Genomic DNA, 22,398 nt, shown 5'->3' on the forward strand with positions numbered 1-22,398 from the left:
AAGCTCAACCCTGAATCTGTGCCATGGGCGCTGACGGGGAACACGAAGGATAGCTCGTCGGCTCCAATCCTTGCCGTCGCTTGAGATAGGGATGGACCATGTCACCCTGAATCGGCCCCGGGCGAACGATGGCGACTTCGATGACGAGGTCATAGAACTCGCTCGGCTTCAGCCGCGGCAGCATGGACATCTGCGCCCGGCTCTCGATCTGGAAGACCCCGATCGTGTCGGCCCGGTGGGTCATTCGATAGACCCGCGGATCTTCCTGCGGCACCGTCGCCAGGGTCAGCGACTGGCCATAGTGCTGGCGCATCAGGTTGAAGGCTCTTCGGATGCAGCTCAACATGCCGAGTGCCAGGACGTCGACCTTGAGGATACCGAGTTCGTCGAGATCGTCCTTGTTCCACTCGATAACCGTCCGGTCCTCCATGGCGGCGTTCGAGATAGGCACCAGATGATCCAGCCGATCGCGGGTGATAACGAAGCCACCGACATGCTGACCAATGTGCCTGGGAAAGCCGTAGAGCTCATTGGCGATGGTCATGACCATGCGGATCAGATGATCTTCGGGATCGATGCCGATCTGACGCATGCGGTCTTCGGGAATGTCGATACTGCCCCATCCCCAGTTCAAACCGCTGATCATGCCGATGGTGTCGTCGCTCATGCCGAAAACCTTACCGACGTCTCGGATCGCGCCCTTCGCCCTATAGGTGATGACATTCGCGGTGAGGCCGGCCCGATGGCGGCCGTACTTCTGGTAGATGTACTGCATCACCTCTTCGCGCCGTTCGTGCTCGAAGTCGACGTCGATGTCGGGCGGCTCGTCGCGCTCGGTCGATACGAAGCGCTCGAACAAAAGATCGACCAGCATCGGGTCGACTTCGGTGATGCCGAGACAGAAACAGACGGCAGAATTGGCTGCAGATCCCCTGCCCTGACAAAGGATACCGCGCTCCTGCCGGGCAAAGCGGACGATGTCCTGCACAGTGAGGAAATACGGTGCGTAGCCCATCTCGCCAATCAGGGCGAGTTCGTGAGCGAGGCCCTTCTCGACCTTGCCCGGGATACCGCCAGGATATCGCGAACGTGCCCCCTCGTAGCTCAGCCTCTCCAGGGTCTGCTGGGCGGTTTCGCCATTGCCGACAGTCTCCTCGGGATAGATGTATTTCAACTCGTCGAGGTTGAAGGAGATAAGCGAGAGGAACCTGTTGGTCTCAGCGAGCGCCTCGGGATGATCCCTGAACAGGGAGGCCATGTCATACGGATCATGGATATGGCGGTATGCGTGGGGCGCCAGGAGAAAACCGGCTTCATCGATCTTCACATGTTCACGGATGCAGGTCAGAACGTCCTGAACCATTCTGCGTCGCGGCTCATGATAAAGCGGGTCCATGCTCGCCAGCATCGGCAGCTCATGGGCACGACAGCCGGCGGCCAACCGATTGAGACGAGCCGTGTCCTGCCCGTCGTATCGATAGGTCGCGGCAACCCACACTCTTCCCGGTGCCGACTTCGCCAACGCGGCCGCGACGAGGAGATCGTCCTCGACTTGCTCGTCCCGGGGCACCACGATCAGCAATTGTCCATCTATGTGAGTCACCAGATCCCGGCGTTCGAGATGGCATTCGCCCTTGGGAGCGCGGCGATTTCCCAACGTCAGCAGCGCGCTCAGGCGACCATAGGCAGATCTGTCGGTGGGATAGACCGCCACATCCGGCGTGCCATCGGCAAAGACAAGTCGCGAGCCCGTCACGTGGCGGAAATTCGGAAACTCCTTGGCTTGGTCGCGGGCGGCAGCGAAGGCGCGGACGACGCCCGAAAGACTATTGCGATCGCAAATGCCAATGCCGGTCAGGCCGAGCCCCGCCGCCATGCCAACCATCTCGAACGGGTGTGAAGCGCCCCTGAGAAAGCTGAAGTTGGTCGCTGCCAAAAGCTCGGCATAGGACGTCGCTGCCGGCAGTGGAGGGACAGGCATGGTTGACTCTTGACGAAGTTTGTTCTTCTTATGTTCTCATTCCGAATGGTCGGGAGAGTCAAGATGGACGCGATCACAAGCCGAGTGCTGTGGATACCAGGTAGAGGCGAGGAGGAAGAGCGGCACCAGCAGACGGTGGCACTGGTTCACCCGATGGCCAAGGTATTCAATCTGGGACATCGGCGATGACCAGTCCCTGGACCTTCATCCACAAGCACCGAAACCCGAACCATCCTGATCTGCGAGGATGCTGGCCGAGCGAGGCCGATGCCCGGGGATATCATGGACTGGTGCTCGTGCCCTTCTACGATCCACACCGTGGCGCCACGTTGTGGGGATGGTGGGAATTGCGCCATGGGCTGAGCAATGACCCGATACTGTTCATCAGGGCCGACAACGACGAAATGGCCGAGGAATACGGGGCGAAAGTCGCGGAAATGGCGAACTGGGAACATATGCGAACAGTTCCCGAATGGACTGCCCCTCCTCATTCGTACGAGTTGATCGACTACCTTCGTTCGACATACGAGGTTTTCTACCAGCCGAACTTCGAGGCGCTGTGGTCGAAGCCCGCCAGTCGCGCCCAGGAGATAGAGGATTGGGAACGAGAGGTACCCTACGGAAGCTAGGGAGCGGTGAGCCAAAGCACCGCGGAGTTCTGCTGATCGCGCTGGCGACTGCCGCTTCGGTAGCACGGAGTGTTCAAATCACCCTCGGGTCGGACCGATTGAACCGGGGCGTTTTATTCTTCGACGCGAGGGTTGGATAACTCACCAGGGGGCAGCCTGGGCCAGCGCCTGACCTCCATCCTCTGCCCTGCCCTTCTGTACGCACACCGGGCTACCGTCGTAACCGCAATAGCTAAGGCGTCCGTCAGTGCGCACACGACCGAAGGCAGCATTTGGCGTGCCGCATTCTTCACAAAAATAGATCGGAAACTTGTGCTCGGCGTCGGCGGTCGACGAGATCGCGCCAGTGGCGGATTGAAACTTTGTCGGCATGGTCTCAGGTGGAATCGGTTTCGCGAAAGTGGCATTATCGATAGCAGCCGAGGAGACGGTCTTGAAAGCCGAACGCTTCAATCAAGCCCTGAAGTCGCTGCACTGGTCCAAGGAAACCTTGGCTTCGATGCTCGGCTGCGACCTCAGTTTGGTTGAAGCCTACGCCAGTGGAGCAGTTGAACCCCCACCGAAGCTCAGCGCATGGCTGGAAGTGCTCGCGCAGCTTCATGACGATTTGGCGGATCAGATGCCTAAGTCCCTCGCTGGTCAAAGGTACGACAGCAACCGCTAACTCGGGCGGAGCCAACCGCGGCCGGTCGACCCGACCAGACGGATTGAAAGGGCCCGATGGAGTACGCCGCCGAAACGCCGGTGAATTGTCAAAGTCAAATGAAGAGACCGCCGCAACCTGCTAGAAATTCCGCTTCAAGGGGGAACTGGCTTGGGCAAATTTCGAGTCATTGATTTGCGCTCCAATACAATTGAGCCGGAGCACATAGTTGACGCCCGCTCGCCTGAAGATGCGGCGTTGCTGGCATTGGGAGAGAAAGGCATTCGGGGCGGCCAGAACCGGACGCGCCTATTTTGTCGCGTCTATTGGGTTCAGGAGGGGCAGACGAACATGGTCAGGCTCTATCGGCCCCTATGGGAGGAGCCGGACGCTCAAAATTAGGTGCTCGCCTTGCCCCTGGGGCGCCATACTTCTAAATTCGCGGCAGAGAGGTTTGACTATGGAACAGCATTCTCAGGTCCTCACCACCGAAGTTGAGTTCGACGGTAATTCCTACACGGCCACATACTTCGTCGAACACGGCATCATCCACGCCAATATCGACGGTAGACTAGTGCACGCGCCCCTCACCCAAGAAGAAGCTCAACGAACTGTGCAGGCAATGCTGACAGGCCATCTGCTCCAGACCCATCGCAAGTCGGCGCAGCGTGATAGCTGGATGGACCACGCTTGAACCAGTCGTGAAATGCGCGCTCAGGGGACAACGCACGACTTCATTGCCTTAGCGACGGGCTCCGCATTGCCCATGCCCCCGCGGAGTCCGCGACTTTTATTGGGAAGGCTCGGAGCGTTGTTGCAGGCACTTGGGAAGGCTTCGACTTTGAGGGCGGTCGAAGCTTTTCGTTCTTCACTCAATATGGAACCGAAGTATTTCGGTTCATACGGCAGAGTGCCCAGGCGAGTTCGAGAGCCTGACTTGTACTGGGCACCAACCCAAAAGCCGCCTCGTACCTCAACAGAAGGACGATGAGCGGCTTTTGTTTTAGGTCATCCATGTTTCCCTAACCGACGACCGAGAGCGGGAATGGCCAAGGGACTGCTTCGTCGACAAAGTCAGTATTTGGCGCTGGCGTCGCTCGCAGGAAAGCTTTCGTCCACCGCTTCATCTACGTCATCCCATTTCCTCGGGGTTTCCGCCTGTGCGTTAGCGCCGGCATCTCGCACCTGTACCGGGGAATCCTTCGGGCCCGGTTTGCGCCCCTGAGGCATCGCGGCAGCAGAGTCCTTCGAGACATTGTTGGGATCGGGCGGCGTTTGACCGACCTCGGGCACTGGCGTTTCGTCGGCGTCACTGCCTGGTTCAACGTCTTTGAGGTTGGTCTTCTGGGAATATTCTGTCTTGGACATCGCTGATCTCCTTTTTGATCGAGATCAGCGGTTCACCCGGGAGAAAGTTCCACCGTGGCGACAACTGAGATTTCCCCGCCTCATTTCGCGGAACACCTTGGGGTGGCGACACGTTTTCGTCTCGGGAACTCGGAGTGTTCGAAATGGCTGCTCGTGCCGTCTGGTCTGGTGTGGTGAAAATCGCGGAGCTCGTCTGCCCCGTGAAGCTCTATACCGCGGCAACGCAATCCGAGCGTATTGCGCTGCACATGGTCAATCGCAGCACTGGCAATCGACTAAAGCGCGTCTACGTGGACGACAAGACGGGTAAACCTGTCGAGAAAGAAGATCAGGTCAAAGGCTATGAGGCGCACGAGGGCTCGTACGTCATCCTTGAACCGGAGGAGATCACCGCGGCGGTGCCAGACAGCGACAAGGTCTTGAAGGTCGAGCATTTCATCACCTGCAGCCAGATCGAGACCACGTATTTCGACAAACCCTATTATCTGCTGCCGGCAAACGAGGTGGGCGAGGAAGCCTTCATGCTGATCCGCGAAGCGCTGCGGAAAAAAAAGGCGGCCGCCATCGCCTATACCGTGCTCTTCCGCCGTCTTCGACCCGTACTGATCCGCGCTCACCGGAAAGGGCTTATAGCAACGACGCTCAATTTCGACTACGAGGTTCGCTCGTCCAGGCAGGCGTTCAAGGGCATTCCGAAGCTCAAGATCGCAGACGAAATGCTGGAATTGGCTCAGCATATTCTCAAGACCAAAGCCGGAAAGTTTGACCCCGAAAAATTCGACGACCGCTATGAGGAGGCCCTTGCTGAGCTCGTTAAGGCCAAAGTTGAGGGCCGCAAGATTATTCCCTTCAAGCGTCCCGAAACGACCAAGCCCAACGACCTTCTTGAAGCGCTGCGGATGAGTGCGGCAGGCAAGCCCGCGACGCCGCAGGGCAAGGCCCGGACCAGCAAGGCCGCGGTGGCAAAGAAATCTGGCGCTCCGCGGCGAAAGGCAAGCTAGCGGCGGGTCTTCTTGGCAGGGGCTTCGGGCTTGCCTTCGAGACTCTTCTTGAGGGCGGCCATCAGGTCGATGACATTGTTCGGAGCTTCGACGTCTTCCTCTCTTTCAGCGTCGGCCTTGGGGCGATCCTTCTTCGTCTTTCGCTGTTTTTGCTTGATGATATCGAGCAGGCGGTCCTGCACGGGATCTTCGACCATATCGTCGGACCAGGTGGTCGTTCGCTCTTCAATGAGTTGTTCGACCATTGCGAGCATCTTCTTGTCGACGGGCTTGTCGTCGACCTCTTTCCAATACTCATCTTCATCGCGGACCTCATCGCCGAAACGCAGGGTCCAAAGCAGGATGCCCGCATCCCAGGGCTGCAGCATGACCGCGCGCTCCCGGCTGTTGATGACAAGACGGGCGATTCCGACCACGTCGGCGTCCGCCATGGCTTGACGGATGACGACGAACGCTTCTTCGCCAACCTCATCGGCGGGCGTTACGAAGTAAGGGCTTTCGAAATAGGTCCACTCGATGGAATCGGCCGGTGCGAATTCGTCAATATCGATGGTCCGGGCACTCTCGAGCTTTACGGCATCGAGTTCGTCATCCTCCATGATGACATATTCGTCTTCCGCCTTTTCATAGGCTCTGGCCTGATCATCCTTATCGACCACTTTTTCCGATACAGCGTCGATATAGCGGGTGGTAATGCGATGATTGGTCTTGCGATTGATGGTGTGAAACTTGACCTTCTCACCTTCGCTGGTCACCGGGGAAAGGATCACGGGACAGTTTACCAGCGATAATTTTAGGTATCCCTTCCAATATGGTCGAACTGCCATTTTCGCCTCCGTTTCGCTGCGGTCTAAACGCGCTGAGCGCGACAGCTGTTCCAAAGGCCAATGTGGCGCGCGAACGAGGACCATCCTCGATTTCTCCCAGCCGCGCACGTGACGATTAACGCTTGCAGACTTGAGGCGTTCGGCAAGGATAGAGTAGCAGGTGATCGATCCGAAGCCCGGCGTCGCCGCCGAGAGGCGACCGTTGCCGCCATTGACGTTGTAGGCGGCGATCTTCGTGGACAGCGGGCTCAGGCGACCAGACCGTGGTTCCGTCCACAGATGGCAATGGGCGGAAGTTCGCTCCTGAGATTTGCCGCATGCCTCAAAACTCCCTTTCGGTCGGGGAAAAGAACGAGCGACATTCGATGCCGTTGCCGAATGCAGAACGCGCGTATCGCCAATAGCAGTCGCCTGCTCACCACCCAACCGGGCAAGCGGAGAGGATCGCCCGGATCGGGTATGGCCTCGAGCGCGGGCACATATTTCAGCGCAACTCGGCAATGATCGTGAGCTCGCCGTTCGGCAATGGACGCTGAAGTGATTTCGCCTCCGCCCATGGCGCACGTAGCCATACGTCGCGTTCTTCCTCGGCCCGTCGGATCACGGGCAATGCCTTCTCGTGGACTGCGCGACGACATCGTTGGGCTTCGTCGTGAAAAACGCAAAGACCTTGTGATGCCGGGGGCCTTCGGCCTTCCGGCGCGTGCCAGTCGGTCCAAAGGCCGGCAAAGAAGGTCATCGGCTCGGACTCGAATATGGCGAACCACGCATTCCCACTGATACCATCGGGAAGCTTGGTCGGTTCAGCAAAGCGATTGATCGGGACGAGGCACCGGTTCTCGACACCAAGATAGCCTTTCTAATCGTCGAACCAGGGATGCCGGATATTGATATTACCACGGTTGGGCTTCTCGGTGACAGGATCTTTCAGCGACGGCAGACCCCAACGCGCGAAACCGAGCACCCGGGTGTCACCACGCGACTTGATGATGGGCGCCGTATAGTCTGGGTAGATGGCATAAAGCGGCGGAATGTTGCGCATGGCATCTTCCCACTCCAGGACCAGCGTTTGAATCGCCTCAGTCGTCGTGGTCATGCTGTAGAGATTGCACATTTATCCAGCTCATGGTCGATGAGCGAGAAATGGCAATATTGGATGGTGCCGGCCGTGCCTACGACCGCTTCACCAGTGGCTTCGATGACGACGCCAGAGGCGAACCAGCGGCACAGCGATGAGAATGATGATTGCGAAAGCCGACAAAATGCCGGCGATTAAAGCGATGTCCATGGGTGCCCCGACAGCCAGATAGGCTGAACTGCGCGTACGCAGTACGGATCGCGCCCAATGATCGTGTGGTGCTTCGCGTAAACGGGCTCCTAACACGCGAAGATTGTGATCGACGGGAGCCGGGGGACTAATTCAGTTCGACAAGAGTTGCGGAAATGGTTTCGTCGATATGGTCTTCGATCTCGGCAAATAAAGCATCCACGACTGCCAGGCGCTCCGCGGTCGTCAGAGTCTCCTGAGCGCTCACGGTAAATGTCCTGGTGTGAAGCTTGCTATCGCGACGCAGCGAATAGCCGACGCGGAACTCGATCAGGCCACGCTCGCTCCAGAGATCGACCAGAAATGTCTGCAGATAAAACTTGTACCGCTCGATGAGCGTGTTCGAAAGCTCGTCGACGTATTCGTGCATTTTCCGCCCCTCCGACGGGAGCTTAGCGCCGAATTGCGACGGTCGTCACTCGCAATTCAAAACGGTTTAGAGCAATCGGCCCTGTACAGGAGACATAGGCTCTTCTGAGGGCACACCTCCACGTCGCCGCAATTCGGTCTCTGCGGTGAACCGGACATCGACGTCACGGTCCTTCGAGTAGTGCTCCAGTGCCTGATCGCTGATGTCTTGCCAGCCCTTGCCGCGTTCGGAACCGGCTGGCACGCGGGGCAATAGACCCGGTTGGCTACTCCATTCCAGAAGCTGGTCGATGGCGGCCTGATTCAGCATGTCTCTCAGGTGATGTGCTGTGACATAGGCGTCAGGGAAGGCGCGATGCGCCGGCAGCCCCACTTCATGCACCATACCCACCGGCATACGCTGGTAGCGCAGCATCTGGTTCGAGAAGCTTTGCAAATGCGGCCACAACCGGAGAGCGCATTTCCATGTGCAGATCCATGGGGCGCCACCGGATAGACGAGGCGTACAATAACGCTGCTCAAACGCCGCTCTATGCGCGGCCAACGCAGCTACCCCACCTTGTGGTTGCAGCACCTCCAGAGCAATCAGCTTCCACAACGGCGCGTCGGCGACGTATTCGTCGATGATGTGATGAATCGCCATTGTTTCCGGCGAAATCGGCCTTCCGGGGTTTACAAAGAGCGCACCACGTTCATCTGCTAGCGACCAAACACCATCGTCGGCCAGCATCACATCCTGCCAGCCGATTTCACAGACATCATAAGGTCCATTGCCGGCGGTCTCTAGATCTATGACGCGTATGCGCGATGCAGTCATCTGTCTTCCTCCGCTACCCCTTTTGTCTCAGCGTACCTGCAGAGCAGACAGAACGCGGCCGTAGATGACGGCGCGGCGCGATCCAGATAGCCGCCGCTATGCGAACATCTTTTGCAGCGTCGCCGCGTTGGGTGCCTCAGCCATCCGATCGCGAGTGCTGCAGAAATCGGGAAGATCGCCGTCCTCTTCGGAGGTGATGATGACCGGGACTGCCTGTTGGTCGCACTCTTCGAGAACGACCTCGCAGGTTTCCGATCCTAGATGCGTATCGACAAATGCCAGATCCGGCTTTTCGCGCCAGATCAGCTCCAGGGCCGACGAACAATCCGGCGCAGGTCCGAGCACCGTGTGTCCAAGGTCTTCGAGCGCTTGCTTTAGCGCCTTCGCCTGATCGGCATTGTCTTCGACGACGAGAATGCGGGATGGGACCATGATCAGATCGATCCCCTGATGCGATCGATGATCTGCGACAGCATCAGCTGCCCGGCGACACTGAAGACGAAGCGTTCGCCGCTCAGCTCGCCCAAATCTTTCGATTCCAGTTCTGCTACGGCCTCGGGGTCAGCTCGGTGGCCAGCAGCATCATTCGCAATGACGCTTTTAATCGCGTCACCGCTTTCCAGCTGATGAAAGGCCGCGAAGGCAAAGATTGCCAGTGCCTTGTCGCTCAGATCGTTAGGCGTCGTCACCATCATCTCCATCGCCATGGCACGCGTCACAGCAACGGTATTTGCCACCACTCGTTCCTGTCTGAAGAAGGGAGCTCGGATATGAACACTGCCAATCTGCAACTCGAAGGCCTGCTGATGGCCATCGCCGGATTGAATCAGATGCTAGTCACCAAGGGCGTCGTTACCGTTGAGGAAATCGACAAGTGCCTTGCTCGATCGGAGCAGACTGTCCTCGGCGACGATCGCGTGGTCGAAGACCTCTCGCCGGCCAATCGCGACGCCATCGCCTTCCCGGTTCGGTTGCTTCGCCTCGCCAACAGTATGAGCGACAGCGCTGGCACGCCATCCTTTGGCGAACTGGCTCGAATGGTCGGTGAGACGAAGGGACCGGACAACGATCAGCTCTAGGCCGTTCGGCATGAAGATCGCGACCTACAACGTCAACGGCGTCAACGGCCGCTTCCCTGTCCTTCTGCGTTGGCTCGAAGAGGCTGAGCCGGATGTGGTGTGCCTGCAGGAACTGGGCGGGATGCCGGTCTGCGGATCGACCATCTCCTCCTTGCGCCGTCCGTGGCCAAACGTCTCACAGACGCCGGTGTCGATCGCCATGTTCGCGGCTGTGAGAAATCGAGCGACCACGCACCGACGTGGATCATTCTCAAATGACGGCGCCGAAGACGCCAGATACATCCTCGTCCGCGCTCGACTGTGGCGAGCCTCCAACCCAATTTACCGAAGCGAAATGCCAGAGCCTCACCGAGGGCTGATGGCGGCCTGGCGACGGGTTCGGTCGACTGATCCCCAAGTCATTCCGGCGGCCCGCCAAGCGGTCGATACAGCCAAGCACGCCTTGGGCGAACGCGGCCCACTCTGGTGGACTGGCTCCCCCGATCTCAACCGAATGCTAGCAAAGAATTCCCCTATGCAGAATGGGCGGCCTCGGTTCGGTGATGGCGTGCCCGAGGTCTAGTCTTTTGGAACTTCCGCCGCTTCCAAAGCTGGCGTGATCGAATTGGGATCGTCCGGCAATGGAATATACCCTGGCTCATGAGCCAGTCGCGAACGATGACAGAGAGGGCTTCATCTCGCGTCATGAGGCCTCGTGGTGGTCGGTCTCGATCCTCTATGAAGCAGTCGAGACCTTCCGAGAGTGCGTCGTCTAGCTCAAGCTTTGCCATTGCGGCCCTTGCCATCGCCATGCGGCGGCGCCTTGCCACCGTGGGTGTAGCTGTTCGTTCCGGGATCGTCCTTATCGGGAGGGTTCGATCCGCCAAGCTGCGGGATTTTGTCGTAGTCCTCTTCGGTAGACGGGTGAGGATCTGCGACATCATTCTTGGCGGAGGTGCCTTCACCGGTGGGCAAGCTGTTCCTGGTCATTTCGAGCCCAGCTTCTTTTCGACCGCCTCGCGGCTGTTGCCCACCGATTTGACGGCGGCCTTGACCTGGTCTTTTGACCTGCCGGTCTTTTCGGCCTCGTAATGGACCTCGTGATCCTGGACGGCGGCGACCCTGGCGCGATCCTGCGCGCGTCCTCGTGATGTCTGCGTTTGTGCCATTGTTGGTCTCCTCAGTTCTCCTGAGCGGCCAACGCCTGAAGGACTCTGAGAGTTGCGTTGCAACGGGAATGGAATCGCGGGCACTGAATTGCATCGCCGATGCCGATGAGTTCTCCATGCCGGCCTAGAGGCCGCCCCTCCTCAAGGCGGCACCGTAGCCCGGATTCACAAGCTACCCAGCGGTACCGCGAGGCAAGATTGGGGTGGAAGAACGGGCCGGCTGCCGCAGGCGGGTGAACGTGGTGAGATGGTGGCCATGCGCCTGAAGTCATCGCCTGATTGAGGATCGCATGGTTCGGGCGTTCCCTTTTGGCCTCTTCAATCTAGGAGCCAAAGATGATCACGATCCTTCCCAACTCCCTGTCAGCCCGCTGCGTCAGAAGCTGATCGAGGACATGACCGACGGCGACCCAGCGCAACTATATCCGCAGTGTGGGGGCGCTTCGCATCGTTCCTCCGGCGACCGCCGGACACCCAAACACGTTGCGCGAGATGATGATTATCGCACATTCCCCGGCATAGAAGCCGTTGTGCGATCTGACCATTATCGATCACCCCAGGCCGCCCACGGCTCGTGGCAGGTCATTGAGCGTTTGCTTGGCTTGGTGATCCCATTTCCGTTTCGGCGGGACCGACGAACCACTTGGCTGAGAGCCGCACGAGTTCCCATGCCTGAACCAGGCGTTGGATAGCCTCTGTCGTCGTGGTCATGGAATAGAGACTGCAATGCTTGCGCGCCAATCGTGCGGGGCTCGCATCAGGCTAGTCGCGTTCGAAGTCGGACGGTTCGTCCCGGAGGGTCGGAACTGCTTGGAGTTCATCGGTCGCTCGACGAATAGTAACTTTGCTGCTGTGATCGCCAAGCGCCGCCACAGGCTTTCCCGCCTCGTCGACGCTAAGCGCGCCCACTAAGCTCAGATCTGCGGTTTGAATATAGGACTCGGCACGGTCAAGTGCTGAAGTCAATCGCTCACGCAGATTCTGAGCGGTCACGCCCGCGGGCAGCCCACGTACCGAAAGATAGTCTTCGTCCGGCACCGAATGCGAACGGCGGCGGATCTCCTCGATGATTTTCTGAGGCGAGAAGTTGGGAGGTTTTCCCGACGCTGCCAGCACGAGCGGTCCGAGGTGAGAAAATCGCTCCTCGATGGTGACGAGGTCAACGTAGTCGCGAGCTTTGGTACGAGTTGAGGCTGCACCGACCTTGTTGACCGCCAAGTCCGCCGTGCTGAGTCGAACGCCCCATTCAGCGTCCCGAACCAGCGGAAAGTAGCGGTATCGGGTCTCGCTCATCCATTGCAGAATGGTGGCGTCGCCGCCTCTCGAAACAGTACATTCCACCACACCATAGATCAGTACGTCAGTGTTCACCTTGAAGCCGGCATCGGTCAGGGATGCCATGTCCTTCCGAGCTGTCGCGACAATTTCCTCATCGGTATCGTGGAATATATCGAGGTCATCCGACAGACGAAACCAGTCCTCATTCAGGACTGCACCGCCCGCCATATAGCTGGTGTCCGAGCGGTTTGCGGCGATGACCGCCATCACGTCTTTCTGCAGCGAAGTGAGAGCCATGATCTATGCCGCGCATTGTTCAAGAAGCTTGCGACCAGCAATAAAGGCCTTGGCATCGCCGCGGGCCATCAATGCCTTGGCCAGGACGCGCGCCTTTTCCTCGACATTGCCAAGACGTGACAGGTCGATATTGTCGAGCACCCTGACGCCATAGCGGATCACGACCTCGTCGATGCTTTGCTGAATAAGGTCACGACGATGCCTGTGGCTGCGGCGCATGGCAGCCGCATAAGACAAAATCTCTTCTCGTCCGCTGGCGGGCACGAGCACTTCAACACGAACGAGGTCCGCAGCGCCACCAGCCGATCGATATCGCTTGATCCTGTCCTGAATACTCATGGATTTCTCCTTTACGACCAAAATAGGCGTATCCGGGATACGCTTCAAGATCAAAACCGGCCATGCCTCTCCACCTGCGTTCGCCCGGCCGCGCCCACGCAGAGCAAGCATCCGCATCGTCAATGAGGTGCACCAAGAGGCATCTCATCGCCTTTGGCGCCGCCCCGCAGGTGGGCCGCGCCGTGTTCGACTATCTCTATGAAATGCGCCCTTGCTTGAACCTTCGTGGCACGCAACGCCGCGACCAGCATCGATGCGCAGCATCTGGCTGTACTGAGGCGCTTGGCCGTCGGGATGCGCGGAGAAGGCAGTCAGGCTCTCACCAGCTATTCCAATTCGCTCGACTGGGTGGAGAATTCCACGACACCATTGCCAAGGCCTCTGGCAACGAGTTGACGCGGGAGACTCCGGCGTGAAGGGGTCACGCGATCCCGAGGTCATCTTCAACCTAATCCGATATTGCTGGCCCATTAGCTTGAAACGAGCGCAGACGGCTGAATATGTACTCGCGCTTGACCGCGGCGTAGTGGTTGGCGCGTTCAAACCGTCGAACTGGGCACCTGCCCGAGCTGCGGATTCTCCCGACATCAAAGACAAACGCGACGAACCCGGTCGAATTGCGGCCGGCGCCAGAAGAGATATGGCAGTTTTACGTGGGTGAGCATGGCAAGCGGGCAAACCCAACCGCCTTACCTGCCGTTCGCCAAGCCTGCCGTTACATCAACTGCTAGCAGGAATGAGAGCATCGAGCGTCGCGACAGGATAGGGAGCGGAAAAGGCGCAGCTTTCGAAGCTGGGGAAGCCGGCCATGTGTTCGCGACAGACGCCGAAGCCGGAGGAATTTTCGTTGCTGCCAGCCGATCGGAAGAATGCCTCAGCTTTCACTACCGCTTTGAGGGCAAGGACGCGCGAGTTGGGGCATGACGAGATTTCAGGGTCGACGATAGAAGAGCACGCGAGCGGCGGGGACGAGTTGTAGCAGATAGTCGAAATCGGCAATGTTGCCGGTGAGCATCGCGAAGCCGAGCTTCTGAGCCTGGAGAAACAGGATGCAGTCGTGAAGGGCGCGAAGCCTCGCGTCCTTGTCGTGGCCTTGGAGTCGGCAGAGAATACCCGAGAGCATGGCAGCCCGCGCCAGAACCTCGACATCGGGGGCGAAGGTGCGATGTGCCGGCATCGCGTCGACAAGAACGCCGATCTGCTTGACGGCGCTTTTGGTCCGCGGATCGGCGGGATCGAGCACGCCGACGGTGTGCATCAGTTCCTGGATCGCCACGGTCGAATGGTTCGCTGTTCGGACATTGAGGAGTTCGTCAACGGCGTCGGGAGCCCGGCCCTGCAATCCATCGATATAGACGCAGGTGTCGAGCAATAGGCCATGACCCGCGCCGGGATGATCTCCGATAAAGGGTAGCTCTGCATCGTCCCGCCGCGACAGGGTGCGGCCTGGATCGAGCCGGCCCCAACGAACGGCGGCATCGAAATCGAAGGCGGCCACCTCAGAATCCGAGCTTCAGAGACGGATCGACCGTTCCACGCGTTTTGTCGAAGGCTTTGCTGAACCCGTCCTCGAGCGCCACATTGGCGAGCGCGAATTCGATGAGGTCGGTATCTGTGCTGATCCCCGTCTGCTTTTTGGCCTGCTCCAAGAGAGCCGGACTGATGCGCCCGCCGATGCGCGCGCTCTTTTCGCCGAGCAGTCCGGACTTCTCGGCGGCCGACAAAACAGCCGTGCGGCGAGCAGGATCGATGAGGACGAACCTCCCGGTCTTCGGCGCGCGGCCGAGCTTCGTCTTGCGGCTTTTGCTCGGGGAGCCGCTCATGCCGGCGCGAGCAATCGTGGGCTTGCTCGTCTTCGCCATTTCGTTGCTCCGATGTTGAACGTTTTTGAATTCTGTCCAACATAGCATCTGGATAGCTAGATTCAAGGCGAGGCGCATCACTTATGCAGCGGAGACCAGAATAGCGATCCCCAAGGATCTTGAGCGGCGTGGCAACAAATGTGAACACCGCCTCGCCGATTGCAGCCAGCGCTTCCAGATAGAGCATTTCGATGATGGGAATGCCCCGGCGCACCAACAATTCGCGTGCCGACAGGGCACCCCATCGAGAACAGGTCCGTGATGACACCGGTGCCGTTCGGATAGTCGACCTGTCCATGCAGCTTTGTCATGGAATAGAGGTAGGGCGAGTGCGATGGTCCATAAGGAATCCCGGAATGCAGCCCCACCGCCAAGTCGAAGACTCCACAATCGCCTGAACTGAAACCAAGATAATCGTGGACCTGCTCCTTGGACATGACTGCTCTTACCTCCTTAGCCCTAAGCACCTTAGGAGCGACGTCCATTCAGTCCAGTTTCCAAAGACCTCATTTCGCCCAGCGAACCAAATGCATATGGTTGCTCGCGTGAGGTTGTAGCATCTTTATCGGACATGGTGTCGGGGCATGGCGGAGACACCCTCAATGCGGCACCCGCGAGTCCGGCGGTTCGAGGGCTTTGCTTTGCAAAGCACCTCACCATGAGGGTTACTAGGACGGCTTCAGACCCCGTCCAAAATCCGCTTCTGATCGAGATCGAGGCAGGTGATGAGCGCGTCGCGTGCCCCGTCTACTTTGCCGGCCTCGATGGCAAGGATGACTTTTTCCAGCCCTGCGACCGTGGCTTCGCAATAGGCCCTCACGGTATCGCTGCGACGCGTCAGGGCGACAGCCAGCAGCAACTCTAGGACGCCCACGACGGCGCGCAAAAGCGTGTTTTGCGAGCTTTCAGCGATAAGGCTGTGGACTTCGAGACAAGCGAGGCCGAACTGTTCGAGACTGTCGCCTGAGGTTGCGGCCTGGTGCAGCCAGTATTTCATCAGGCGGACATGTTCGGCCGTGCGATGGCGGGCCGCGCCTTCGACAGCGGGCAGCTCCAAGGCGGCGCGGACTTCGAAGAGGTTTTCGTAAAAGCGCCGGTCCGGCGGGGCGTAAAAGTGCCAGGCGAGGACCTGGCTATCGAAAAAATTCCAGCGGCTTTTGTGGGAGACACGGGTGCCGACCTTGGGGCATGCTTCGACGAGGCCCTTGGCTTCGAGGGTCTTGACCGCTTCGCGCAGAACGGTGCGGGAGACGCCGTAGGTTTCCATCATCACCGCATCGCTGGCCAAAACGGAGCCCACCGGGAACTCACCCCCGACGATGGCCCGGCCGATTTCGTTGATCACGAAAGTATGGAAATTGCGCGCAGCGTGCCGGCCCGAAAGCGACCGGATAAGGCTGCCAGCTTCGATCATGGTGCGGTCTTGCCTTAGGCCTTTTGGGCTTTCTCTCCGGGTGCGGACGCAACGAATATCCGGCGCTGCAGCACGATGAACAGGAACAATAGAATGCCGATGACGATTTTCGTCCACCAGCTCGACAGCGTGCCATCGAAGATGATGTAGGTCTGCACAAGACCAAGCAGCATCACGCCGATGAAGGTGCCGAGGACGAAGCCATGGCAGCAGGCTGGCATACGCATGACCCTGGTGCATAATTTTCACCTTAGCGGCGAGTTGCAATTTTAATTACAGCCGATAGGCTCTGGTTGTCTGCCAGATTTACTTGGAGCTTTTCGTGCCCAAACAATGCCGTATGATTCTCGATGTCGATACAGGCATCGACGATGCCATGGCGATCCTCTACGCCGTCAATCGTCCCGGCATTACGCTTGAGGCGCTGACGACGACTTATGGTAATATCGATGTCGCCTCTGCTACACGGAACAGTCTTCAAATTCTGGAAGCGGCGGGCCATTCCTGCGTTCCGGTGGCGGCAGGTGCCTCCCGCGCGCTGACCCGGCCCTTCACCAAGGCTGGTAGCCGCATCCATGGGCCAAACGGCATCGGCAATGTCGATCTGCCCATCCCCAAAGCCAGCGCCCGCGACATTTGGGCGCCCGATTTCATCATCGAACTCGTGCGCGCCAATCCCGGAGAATTGACGCTGGTGCCGGTCGGGCCGATGACCAATGTCGCCCATGCTCTGATGAAAGCGCCCGACATTGCCCAGAAGCTTGCCGGCATCGTGTTGATGGGTGGCACGATCTGGCACCCCGGCGTGCCCGGCATTCCGAGCCCCGTCGCCGATGCCAATTTTTTCAATGATCCGGAAGCGGCGCGCATCGTCCTCAAGTCCGGTGCCAAGGTCACCATGGTCGGCATGGACGTAACCATGAAGACCAAGCTGACTGCACCGATGATGGACGACATAGCAGCGCGCGGGGGGCCTGCAGCGCGCATCGTCATGGAAGCGGCACGCTTTTATCTCGCAGCCTACCAGGCGCAATATACTGACATCACCTATTGTGCACTCCACGATCCATTGGCAGTCGCCGTCGCGGAAGACCCTTCAATCGTCTCGCTCGAGTCGATGCAAATCGATGTCGAATGCGTGGGCGAACTGACACGCGGACAGGTGATTCCCGACCGGCGCCGGACCGGTACCACCGTGCCAAATGCCGAAGTGGCCATTGCGGTCGAGGCCGAAAAATTCGAAGCGCTGTTTGTTGAAACCATGGTGATGGGCGCCTGAGGCGCCTATCGGCCTTCGGGGGTGATGAGCCAGGGATAGGCAAAATCGGCAAATTTCTGCGCGCCGTCGGCGGCGCTCGGCGTTTTGGCGGCAACCCCGGCAGCCAGAGCTTCGAGCATGGCGAGAATGGCGGTGTCGGACGTTGAACTAAAAGTGCGGCGAGCTCGCACATAGAGCGTGAGTGTGCCCAGCCTTGCAAGGGGCGATGTCTGGTTGTCGGTGACCGCAAGAATAGGAATGGAGCGCCGTTGCGCCGCCGCCGCCAGTTCCACCGTCTCGCGCATATACCGCGGAAAAGCGATGGCAATGATGAGGTCTTTCTCGTCGTAATGGGATAGGGCTCGCGACGCCGAAAGCATGCCGCCACCATTATCGATGGTACGAGCGTAATGCCCGGCAACCTCCAGCCGATGCGACAGGACATTGGCCAGCGCCGCGGCATTGTCGAAGGCGAGAATAAAGATATTGCGCGCGCCAAGGATCATGTCGACAGCTTGAACGATACGCGCGGCGTCCAGCCCCTGCATGGTTTCGTTTAGATTGCGCAGATCCTCCTCAAAGGACGCGAGCACCGCCTCTTCGACGGTCGATCCCTTTGAGAGCGTCGTTTTGAGCCGCTCGACCGGCTCGAAGATGGATTCGAATCCCCGGATCACTTCGGCACGAAACTGGGCATATCCGTCAAAGCCAAGCTTTCGCGCGAACCGATTGGCCGTCGCGACCGAAACACCCGTCGCCTCGACGGTCTCGTTGATCGACATTTGGGCAATCCGAATTGGCTCGCTCAACACGTAATCGGCAAAAGTCTGAAGAGCCTGAGACAGTTCCGGATAGGCCGCTTCAATGCGCTCAGCGACCACCGAACCGGCGGGCAAATAGCCAGTTGCCGCTTTTTTATGCATTACCATTTTTTGCCTCAAAACAGTCTTGTAAAAGATATTTCATGTGGTAGCGTCACTGTAACAAGAGATTGCAGGAGGTCAAACCTGCAAGCCGAGCGGGAGGTTAGTTGATGCCAAGGGAACGTAAAAAGTGCCGAAGAACAGGGATTTTGCATTAACCCGGCGCCACCTGCTTATGGCAGGGGCAGCAGGCCTTCTCGCCAGTGGATTACCCCGTCCGCTGCTCGCTCAAGACACAGCCAGTATCACCACCGCCTTTGGCTGGATTTCCAATGTTGAATATGCCGGCTTTTGGGCTGCACTGGACCAGGGCTATTTTACTGAGGAAGGGCTCGACGCACCTTACCTCGCCGGCGGACCCAATGCGCCGGATGTGCTCGTATCCTTGGCCTCGGATGCAGCGCAGGTCGCCTTCGCCAATTGGCTGCCGTTGCTCGATGCCATCGGCAAGGACAATGATTTCCAGATTCTCGGCTCGGCTTGGGCAAAAAGCCCTTCAGGCCTGCTTTCGCTGGCCGCCAACCCCGTTCGCACCCCGCAAGATCTCGTCGGCAAGCGCATTCTAGCGCAGAACCCGTCTGACACCTCAATTTTTGATGCAGTGTTGACCAAGGCTGGTCTGCCACTCGACTATGAGATCATTCCCACCGGCTTTTCGCCCGAACCGCTCCTGGCGGGCGATGGCGACGTCTATCTCTGCTTTGCCACCAATCAGCCGATCACACTCGAAAACATGGGCATGGTCCAGGACAAGGACTTCGTCGTCACGCTCTTTGACGACATCGGCTATGTGGTGAAAGCCGGCCTGATGGTGGCCAAGAAAAGCTACATCGCAGAAAACCGCGATACGCTCGTCAAATACGCCCGCGCCATGATCAAGGGCTGGGAATATGCCTTTGCCAACCCAGCCTACGCTGCCCAGATCGTCATCGACAATTATGGCGCCGATCTCGGCCTCGACCTGGCTCAACAGACCCGCCAGATGGAGCTCCAGATCCCTCTGATGAAGCCGACGCCGGAATACAAGCTCTACCTGTTCGACACCGCCGACATCACCGGCAACATGACTGAAGCTGCCGAAGCTGTCGGTCGCTCGGTGCCGCCGCTCGCCGACCTCGTTGACTTCAGCATCGCCGAAGAAGCCTACGCAACACTCTAACTGCTGCTGGACAGACCCATAGGTCCCTCTCCTCTCCCCTGACGGGAGAGGAAGCGGGTCCCGCGCGTAAACGACCCGAAGGGTCGGCGCACGAGCCCCTGGGAGGATTCCGCCAAAGGTCATCGCCACTCCGCCCAACGCCTTCCGGTGCCCCCCCCCGGAAGGCCAATGCCCCCGCTTGTCCCAACCGGAATTTCGGAACCGCCACGATGCAAAGACGCACTCTGCTCAAATCCGCCGCCGTTGGCCTTGCTGCCGCTGGCCTTCCGCGCAGCCTTTTCGCCCAGGACCTGACGCCGCTTCGCGTACAGTTGGGCTGGATCTCCAATGTCGAATATGTCGACCATTGGTTCGCCCTCGAAAATGGCTATTTCACCGAAGCAGGGCTCGACGTCACGGTCATGCCCGGCGGCCCCAATGCGCCCGATCCGCTGACCATGGTCGCCGCCGGCAGCGCCGAAATCGGCTATACGAGCTGGCTGCCATTCCTCGACGCCGTGGCCAAAGGTAATGACTTCGTCATTATCGCGGCGCGTATGCAGACCTCGCCGCTCGGCATCATCTCGCTCGCGGCCGCGCCAATCCTTGAACCCAAGGACATCGTGGGCAAGAAAATCCTCGCCCAAGGCCCGGCCGAACAGACATCGATCGAAGCGACGTTGAGCCTCAATGGCCTGCCCAATGACTGGGAGATGGTGACGGCTGGTTTTTCGCCCGAGCCGCTCGTGGCCGGCGATGGCCAAGGCTACACCGCCTTTGCGACCAACCAGACCATCACCATGGAGAAAATGGGCCTCCTCCGCGACAAGGACTTCTTTTTCCGTTCCTTCGACGAGCTTGGCTTCCCGGGCTATGCCGGCATTGCCTTCGTCTCCAAGGCCTATCTCGAGGCCAATCGTGAGGCGCTGGTCAAATATACCGCCGCCATCATCAAGGGCTTCAAGGCAGACGAGGACGATCCGGCGCTCGGTGCCAAGATCACCGTGGAGAAGTATGGCGCTGATTTCGGCCTCGATCTCGACCAGCAGACCCGCCAGAACGAGCTGCAGATCGATTTCATGCGCCCCGGCGGCGCGGCCGACTTCCCGCTCTATGCCCTCGACCCGGCCAAGATGGAAGGGCCCATGTATGACGCGGCGCGCGCCACCGGCCGCACGGAACTGCCGCCGATCGCCGACATCATCGACACCTCAATTGTCGAAGACGCACTCAAGCTGGCCTGACGCGGCCGCCCGCGCCGATTTTGTGGCGCGGGCCTCTACTTTTGATGTGAGGATTTTCAGATGAGCCAGACTCAGGAACCCCAAACTGTCGATCTTGTGGTTACCAGCGCCGATATCGTCACGCTCGACACCGAAAACCGCGTCATCCGCGATGGCGCTATCGCGGTTGATGGCAAGCGCATCGTCTGGATGGGTCCGAGCAGCGAAGCTAACCGCTACAACGGCAAGACGGTCATCAACGGCAAGGATCGCATCATCCTGCCCGGTCTGATAGATGCGCATTTCCACACCGGCCAGCAATTGCTGCGCGGCAAGCTGCAAGACATCGCCCGCCGTCGCCCGCTCAAGCTGCCGGTCTGGAAGAACTATCTTATTCCCTGGGAAAGCTGCCTCGACCCCGAAGACGTCTATCTCTCCGGCCTCGTCGCCTATTCCAACATGCTTCAGGTCGGCACCACCTGCTTTGCCGAGGCTGGCGGCCCACATCCGGACGAGATGGGCCGGGCTGCCATGGATGTCGGCATTCGCGGTTTCGTCTCGCTCTCGACCGTCGACCAGAGCGAGAACATCGGCGCCGAAGTGCCGCCCAACATGCTCATGACCCATGACGAAGCGCTTGAGCGCAACGTGTCGCTGGTGGAGCGCTGGAAAAGCAATGACCGCGTTTCGGCCTGGCTCTCGCTTCGTCAGGTGATCGTCTGTTCGCCCGAATTGATCCGCGATATCTCGGAAGCGTCGCGGACGCTCGACGTGAAGATCCACACCCATCTGTGCGAGGGCAGCTACGAGATCGATTACACGCTCGAAAAATTCGGCAAACGGCCGACCGAATGGCTCGGCCAGATCGGCGTTCTCAGTCACCAGCTCCATTGCGCCCATTCGGTACTATTGTCCCCGAGCGAAGTGGACCTCTATGCAAAGCACCGGCTGTCGGCCTGCCATTGCGGCTTCAACAATTATTCGATCGGTTCGCCCCGGGTCATCGAAATGTGGCGACGCGGCATCGATATTGGCCTTGGCACCGACGGTCCCGGTGCGGGCGGCACGCTCGACATCTTCCAGGTCGCCCATGTGACCCGTGTCGGCCAGCAGGCGGTCAACAGCGCCGTCTACCATGAGCGCGAGCCGATTTCGGCCGAGGAAATCCTCAAGATCGGTACCCATGGCGGCGCCAGGGCCCTCGGTATTTTCGATCAGGTCGGGAGCCTCGAGGTGGGCAAGAAGGCCGACTTCGTTCTTTGTGACACCTCAATGATGGATGCCGCGCCGCTCTACGATCCGCTCTTTGTAGCCGCGAGCGTACTGGTCGGCAGGGATGTCGTAACGGTCATTGTCGATGGCAAGGTGGTGATGAAGGATCGGGAACTGCAGGGGATCGACGCCGAGGCCATCAAGGCCAAGTTGAAAGAACGCCTGCCCGTCATAACCGAGCGCTTCGAGAAGCTGGTGGCCTGAT

Annotated in this window: 26 protein-coding genes and 4 pseudogenes; 10 read left to right on the plus strand and 20 right to left on the minus strand. The window is 59.1% G+C overall.

Annotated features, from left to right (window positions below):
- Positions 1-4 precede the first annotated feature (4 nt).
- Positions 5-1,408 carry an error-prone DNA polymerase family protein gene (locus JP75_RS19945; RefSeq protein WP_425277298.1) on the minus strand — a complete coding sequence of 468 codons (1,404 nt, stop codon included), beginning with the start codon at positions 1,406-1,408 and terminating at the stop codon, positions 5-7.
- 192 nt (positions 1,409-1,600) lie between these two features.
- A pseudogene (locus JP75_RS27415) lies at positions 1,601-1,981 on the minus strand (PHP domain-containing protein); the annotation flags it as partial.
- Positions 1,982-2,166: 185 nt separating this feature from the next.
- Here JP75_RS27415 and JP75_RS19955 point away from each other — a divergent pair.
- From JP75_RS19955 to JP75_RS19970, 3 genes are all read left to right on the plus strand, one after another.
- On the plus strand, positions 2,167-2,610 hold the full coding sequence (locus tag JP75_RS19955) for a hypothetical protein (protein ID WP_035086314.1): 444 nt from the start codon (positions 2,167-2,169) through the stop codon (positions 2,608-2,610).
- Between the two features lie 433 nt (positions 2,611-3,043).
- Positions 3,044-3,274, plus strand: a complete 231-nt coding sequence (locus JP75_RS19960; RefSeq protein WP_035086373.1) for a hypothetical protein — start codon at positions 3,044-3,046, stop codon at positions 3,272-3,274.
- A gap of 439 nt (positions 3,275-3,713) precedes the next feature.
- Positions 3,714-3,947 (plus strand): hypothetical protein, encoded by a 234-nt coding sequence (locus JP75_RS19970; RefSeq protein ID WP_035086319.1) that lies wholly within the window; start codon positions 3,714-3,716, stop codon positions 3,945-3,947.
- A gap of 380 nt (positions 3,948-4,327) precedes the next feature.
- Here the strand turns inward: JP75_RS19970 and JP75_RS19975 are convergent, their stop codons facing one another.
- Positions 4,328-4,621: a hypothetical protein gene (locus tag JP75_RS19975; RefSeq protein WP_035086322.1), complete on the minus strand. Its 294-nt coding sequence runs from the start codon at positions 4,619-4,621 to the stop codon at positions 4,328-4,330.
- Positions 4,622-4,764: 143 nt separating this feature from the next.
- Here JP75_RS19975 and ku (JP75_RS19980) point away from each other — a divergent pair, with 143 nt between their 5' ends.
- Complete coding sequence (gene ku, locus JP75_RS19980; protein ID WP_035086375.1) at positions 4,765-5,622, plus strand: non-homologous end joining protein Ku; 858 nt, start codon at positions 4,765-4,767, stop codon at positions 5,620-5,622.
- Here ku (JP75_RS19980) and ku (JP75_RS19985) read toward each other — a convergent pair.
- The 7 genes and pseudogenes from ku (JP75_RS19985) to JP75_RS20010 form a co-directional block, all read right to left on the minus strand.
- Positions 5,619-6,449 carry a non-homologous end joining protein Ku gene (gene ku / locus JP75_RS19985; RefSeq protein WP_035086324.1) on the minus strand — a complete coding sequence of 277 codons (831 nt, stop codon included), beginning with the start codon at positions 6,447-6,449 and terminating at the stop codon, positions 5,619-5,621. The two genes, ku (JP75_RS19980) and ku (JP75_RS19985), sit on opposite strands and share 4 nt — an antisense overlap.
- A 484-nt stretch (positions 6,450-6,933) precedes the next feature.
- Positions 6,934-7,278: pseudogene (locus JP75_RS25995) on the minus strand (SOS response-associated peptidase family protein); the annotation flags it as partial.
- Between the two features lie 30 nt (positions 7,279-7,308).
- Positions 7,309-7,563 (minus strand): SOS response-associated peptidase family protein, encoded by a 255-nt coding sequence (locus tag JP75_RS25520; RefSeq protein WP_051960976.1) that lies wholly within the window; start codon positions 7,561-7,563, stop codon positions 7,309-7,311.
- A gap of 301 nt (positions 7,564-7,864) precedes the next feature.
- Complete coding sequence (locus JP75_RS19995) at positions 7,865-8,146, minus strand: hypothetical protein (RefSeq protein WP_035086325.1); 282 nt, start codon at positions 8,144-8,146, stop codon at positions 7,865-7,867.
- A gap of 66 nt (positions 8,147-8,212) precedes the next feature.
- Positions 8,213-8,962: a DNA polymerase III subunit epsilon gene (locus JP75_RS20000; RefSeq protein WP_035086327.1), complete on the minus strand. Its 750-nt coding sequence runs from the start codon at positions 8,960-8,962 to the stop codon at positions 8,213-8,215.
- 96 nt (positions 8,963-9,058) lie between these two features.
- Entirely contained in the window at positions 9,059-9,394 is a 336-nt protein-coding gene (locus JP75_RS20005; protein WP_051960977.1) for a response regulator, read from the minus strand.
- Positions 9,395-9,396: 2 nt separating this feature from the next.
- Positions 9,397-9,699: a hypothetical protein gene (locus tag JP75_RS20010; RefSeq protein WP_035086328.1), complete on the minus strand. Its 303-nt coding sequence runs from the start codon at positions 9,697-9,699 to the stop codon at positions 9,397-9,399.
- 33 nt (positions 9,700-9,732) lie between these two features.
- Here JP75_RS20010 and JP75_RS20015 point away from each other — a divergent pair, with 33 nt between their 5' ends.
- Both JP75_RS20015 and JP75_RS26350 read left to right on the plus strand, forming a co-directional pair.
- A complete protein-coding gene (locus JP75_RS20015) occupies positions 9,733-10,041 on the plus strand; it encodes a hypothetical protein (RefSeq protein WP_035086331.1) in 309 nt (102 codons plus the stop codon).
- 10 nt (positions 10,042-10,051) lie between these two features.
- Positions 10,052-10,156: pseudogene (locus JP75_RS26350) on the plus strand (exodeoxyribonuclease III); the annotation flags it as partial.
- A 641-nt stretch (positions 10,157-10,797) separates the two neighbouring features.
- Here the strand turns inward: JP75_RS26350 and JP75_RS20025 are convergent.
- The 9 genes and pseudogenes from JP75_RS20025 to JP75_RS20060 form a co-directional block, all read right to left on the minus strand.
- Complete coding sequence (locus tag JP75_RS20025; protein WP_035086332.1) at positions 10,798-11,010, minus strand: hypothetical protein; 213 nt, start codon at positions 11,008-11,010, stop codon at positions 10,798-10,800.
- A complete protein-coding gene (locus tag JP75_RS20030; RefSeq protein ID WP_035086334.1) occupies positions 11,007-11,189 on the minus strand; it encodes a DUF3606 domain-containing protein in 183 nt (60 codons plus the stop codon). The genes JP75_RS20025 and JP75_RS20030 overlap by 4 nt, the downstream gene beginning before the upstream one ends.
- A gap of 762 nt (positions 11,190-11,951) precedes the next feature.
- Positions 11,952-12,764 carry a hypothetical protein gene (locus JP75_RS20035; RefSeq protein ID WP_035086336.1) on the minus strand — a complete coding sequence of 271 codons (813 nt, stop codon included), beginning with the start codon at positions 12,762-12,764 and terminating at the stop codon, positions 11,952-11,954.
- 3 nt (positions 12,765-12,767) lie between these two features.
- The gene (locus JP75_RS20040; protein ID WP_035086338.1) at positions 12,768-13,103 is read right to left on the minus strand and encodes a hypothetical protein; all 336 of its coding nucleotides are present in this window, start codon (positions 13,101-13,103) and stop codon (positions 12,768-12,770) included.
- Between the two features lie 931 nt (positions 13,104-14,034).
- Positions 14,035-14,601, minus strand: coding sequence for a type II toxin-antitoxin system VapC family toxin (locus JP75_RS20045; protein WP_035086340.1), 567 nt, complete (start codon positions 14,599-14,601; stop codon positions 14,035-14,037).
- A 1-nt stretch (position 14,602) separates the two neighbouring features.
- The gene (locus JP75_RS27115; RefSeq protein WP_244446367.1) at positions 14,603-14,965 is read right to left on the minus strand and encodes a hypothetical protein; all 363 of its coding nucleotides are present in this window, start codon (positions 14,963-14,965) and stop codon (positions 14,603-14,605) included.
- Between the two features lie 77 nt (positions 14,966-15,042).
- Positions 15,043-15,402 (minus strand): hypothetical protein, encoded by a 360-nt coding sequence (locus tag JP75_RS26355; protein ID WP_152565927.1) that lies wholly within the window; start codon positions 15,400-15,402, stop codon positions 15,043-15,045.
- A gap of 242 nt (positions 15,403-15,644) precedes the next feature.
- Positions 15,645-16,379 (minus strand): FadR/GntR family transcriptional regulator, encoded by a 735-nt coding sequence (locus tag JP75_RS20055; RefSeq protein ID WP_035086341.1) that lies wholly within the window; start codon positions 16,377-16,379, stop codon positions 15,645-15,647.
- Positions 16,380-16,393: 14 nt separating this feature from the next.
- Positions 16,394-16,582, minus strand: a pseudogene (locus tag JP75_RS20060) (sugar ABC transporter permease YjfF); the annotation flags it as partial.
- Positions 16,583-16,701: 119 nt separating this feature from the next.
- Between JP75_RS20060 and JP75_RS20065 the strand changes: the two are divergent.
- Positions 16,702-17,658, plus strand: coding sequence for a nucleoside hydrolase (locus tag JP75_RS20065; RefSeq protein WP_152565928.1), 957 nt, complete (start codon positions 16,702-16,704; stop codon positions 17,656-17,658).
- Between the two features lie 5 nt (positions 17,659-17,663).
- On the opposite strand, the gene JP75_RS20070 is transcribed toward JP75_RS20065, so the two are convergent.
- Positions 17,664-18,566 (minus strand): MurR/RpiR family transcriptional regulator, encoded by a 903-nt coding sequence (locus tag JP75_RS20070; protein WP_051960978.1) that lies wholly within the window; start codon positions 18,564-18,566, stop codon positions 17,664-17,666.
- Between the two features lie 169 nt (positions 18,567-18,735).
- On the opposite strand from JP75_RS20070, the gene JP75_RS20075 reads away from it, so the two are divergent.
- From JP75_RS20075 to JP75_RS20085, 3 genes are all read left to right on the plus strand, one after another.
- A complete protein-coding gene (locus JP75_RS20075) occupies positions 18,736-19,719 on the plus strand; it encodes an ABC transporter substrate-binding protein (protein WP_084587816.1) in 984 nt (327 codons plus the stop codon).
- A gap of 209 nt (positions 19,720-19,928) precedes the next feature.
- The gene (locus JP75_RS20080) at positions 19,929-20,942 is read left to right on the plus strand and encodes an ABC transporter substrate-binding protein (protein ID WP_035086345.1); all 1,014 of its coding nucleotides are present in this window, start codon (positions 19,929-19,931) and stop codon (positions 20,940-20,942) included.
- A gap of 60 nt (positions 20,943-21,002) precedes the next feature.
- Positions 21,003-22,397 (plus strand): amidohydrolase family protein, encoded by a 1,395-nt coding sequence (locus JP75_RS20085; protein WP_035086346.1) that lies wholly within the window; start codon positions 21,003-21,005, stop codon positions 22,395-22,397.
- The last annotated feature ends 1 nt before the right edge of the window (position 22,398 follow it).

The sequence above is a fragment of the Devosia riboflavina genome, from assembly GCF_000743575.1.
Taxonomy (GTDB): domain Bacteria; phylum Pseudomonadota; class Alphaproteobacteria; order Rhizobiales; family Devosiaceae; genus Devosia; species Devosia riboflavina.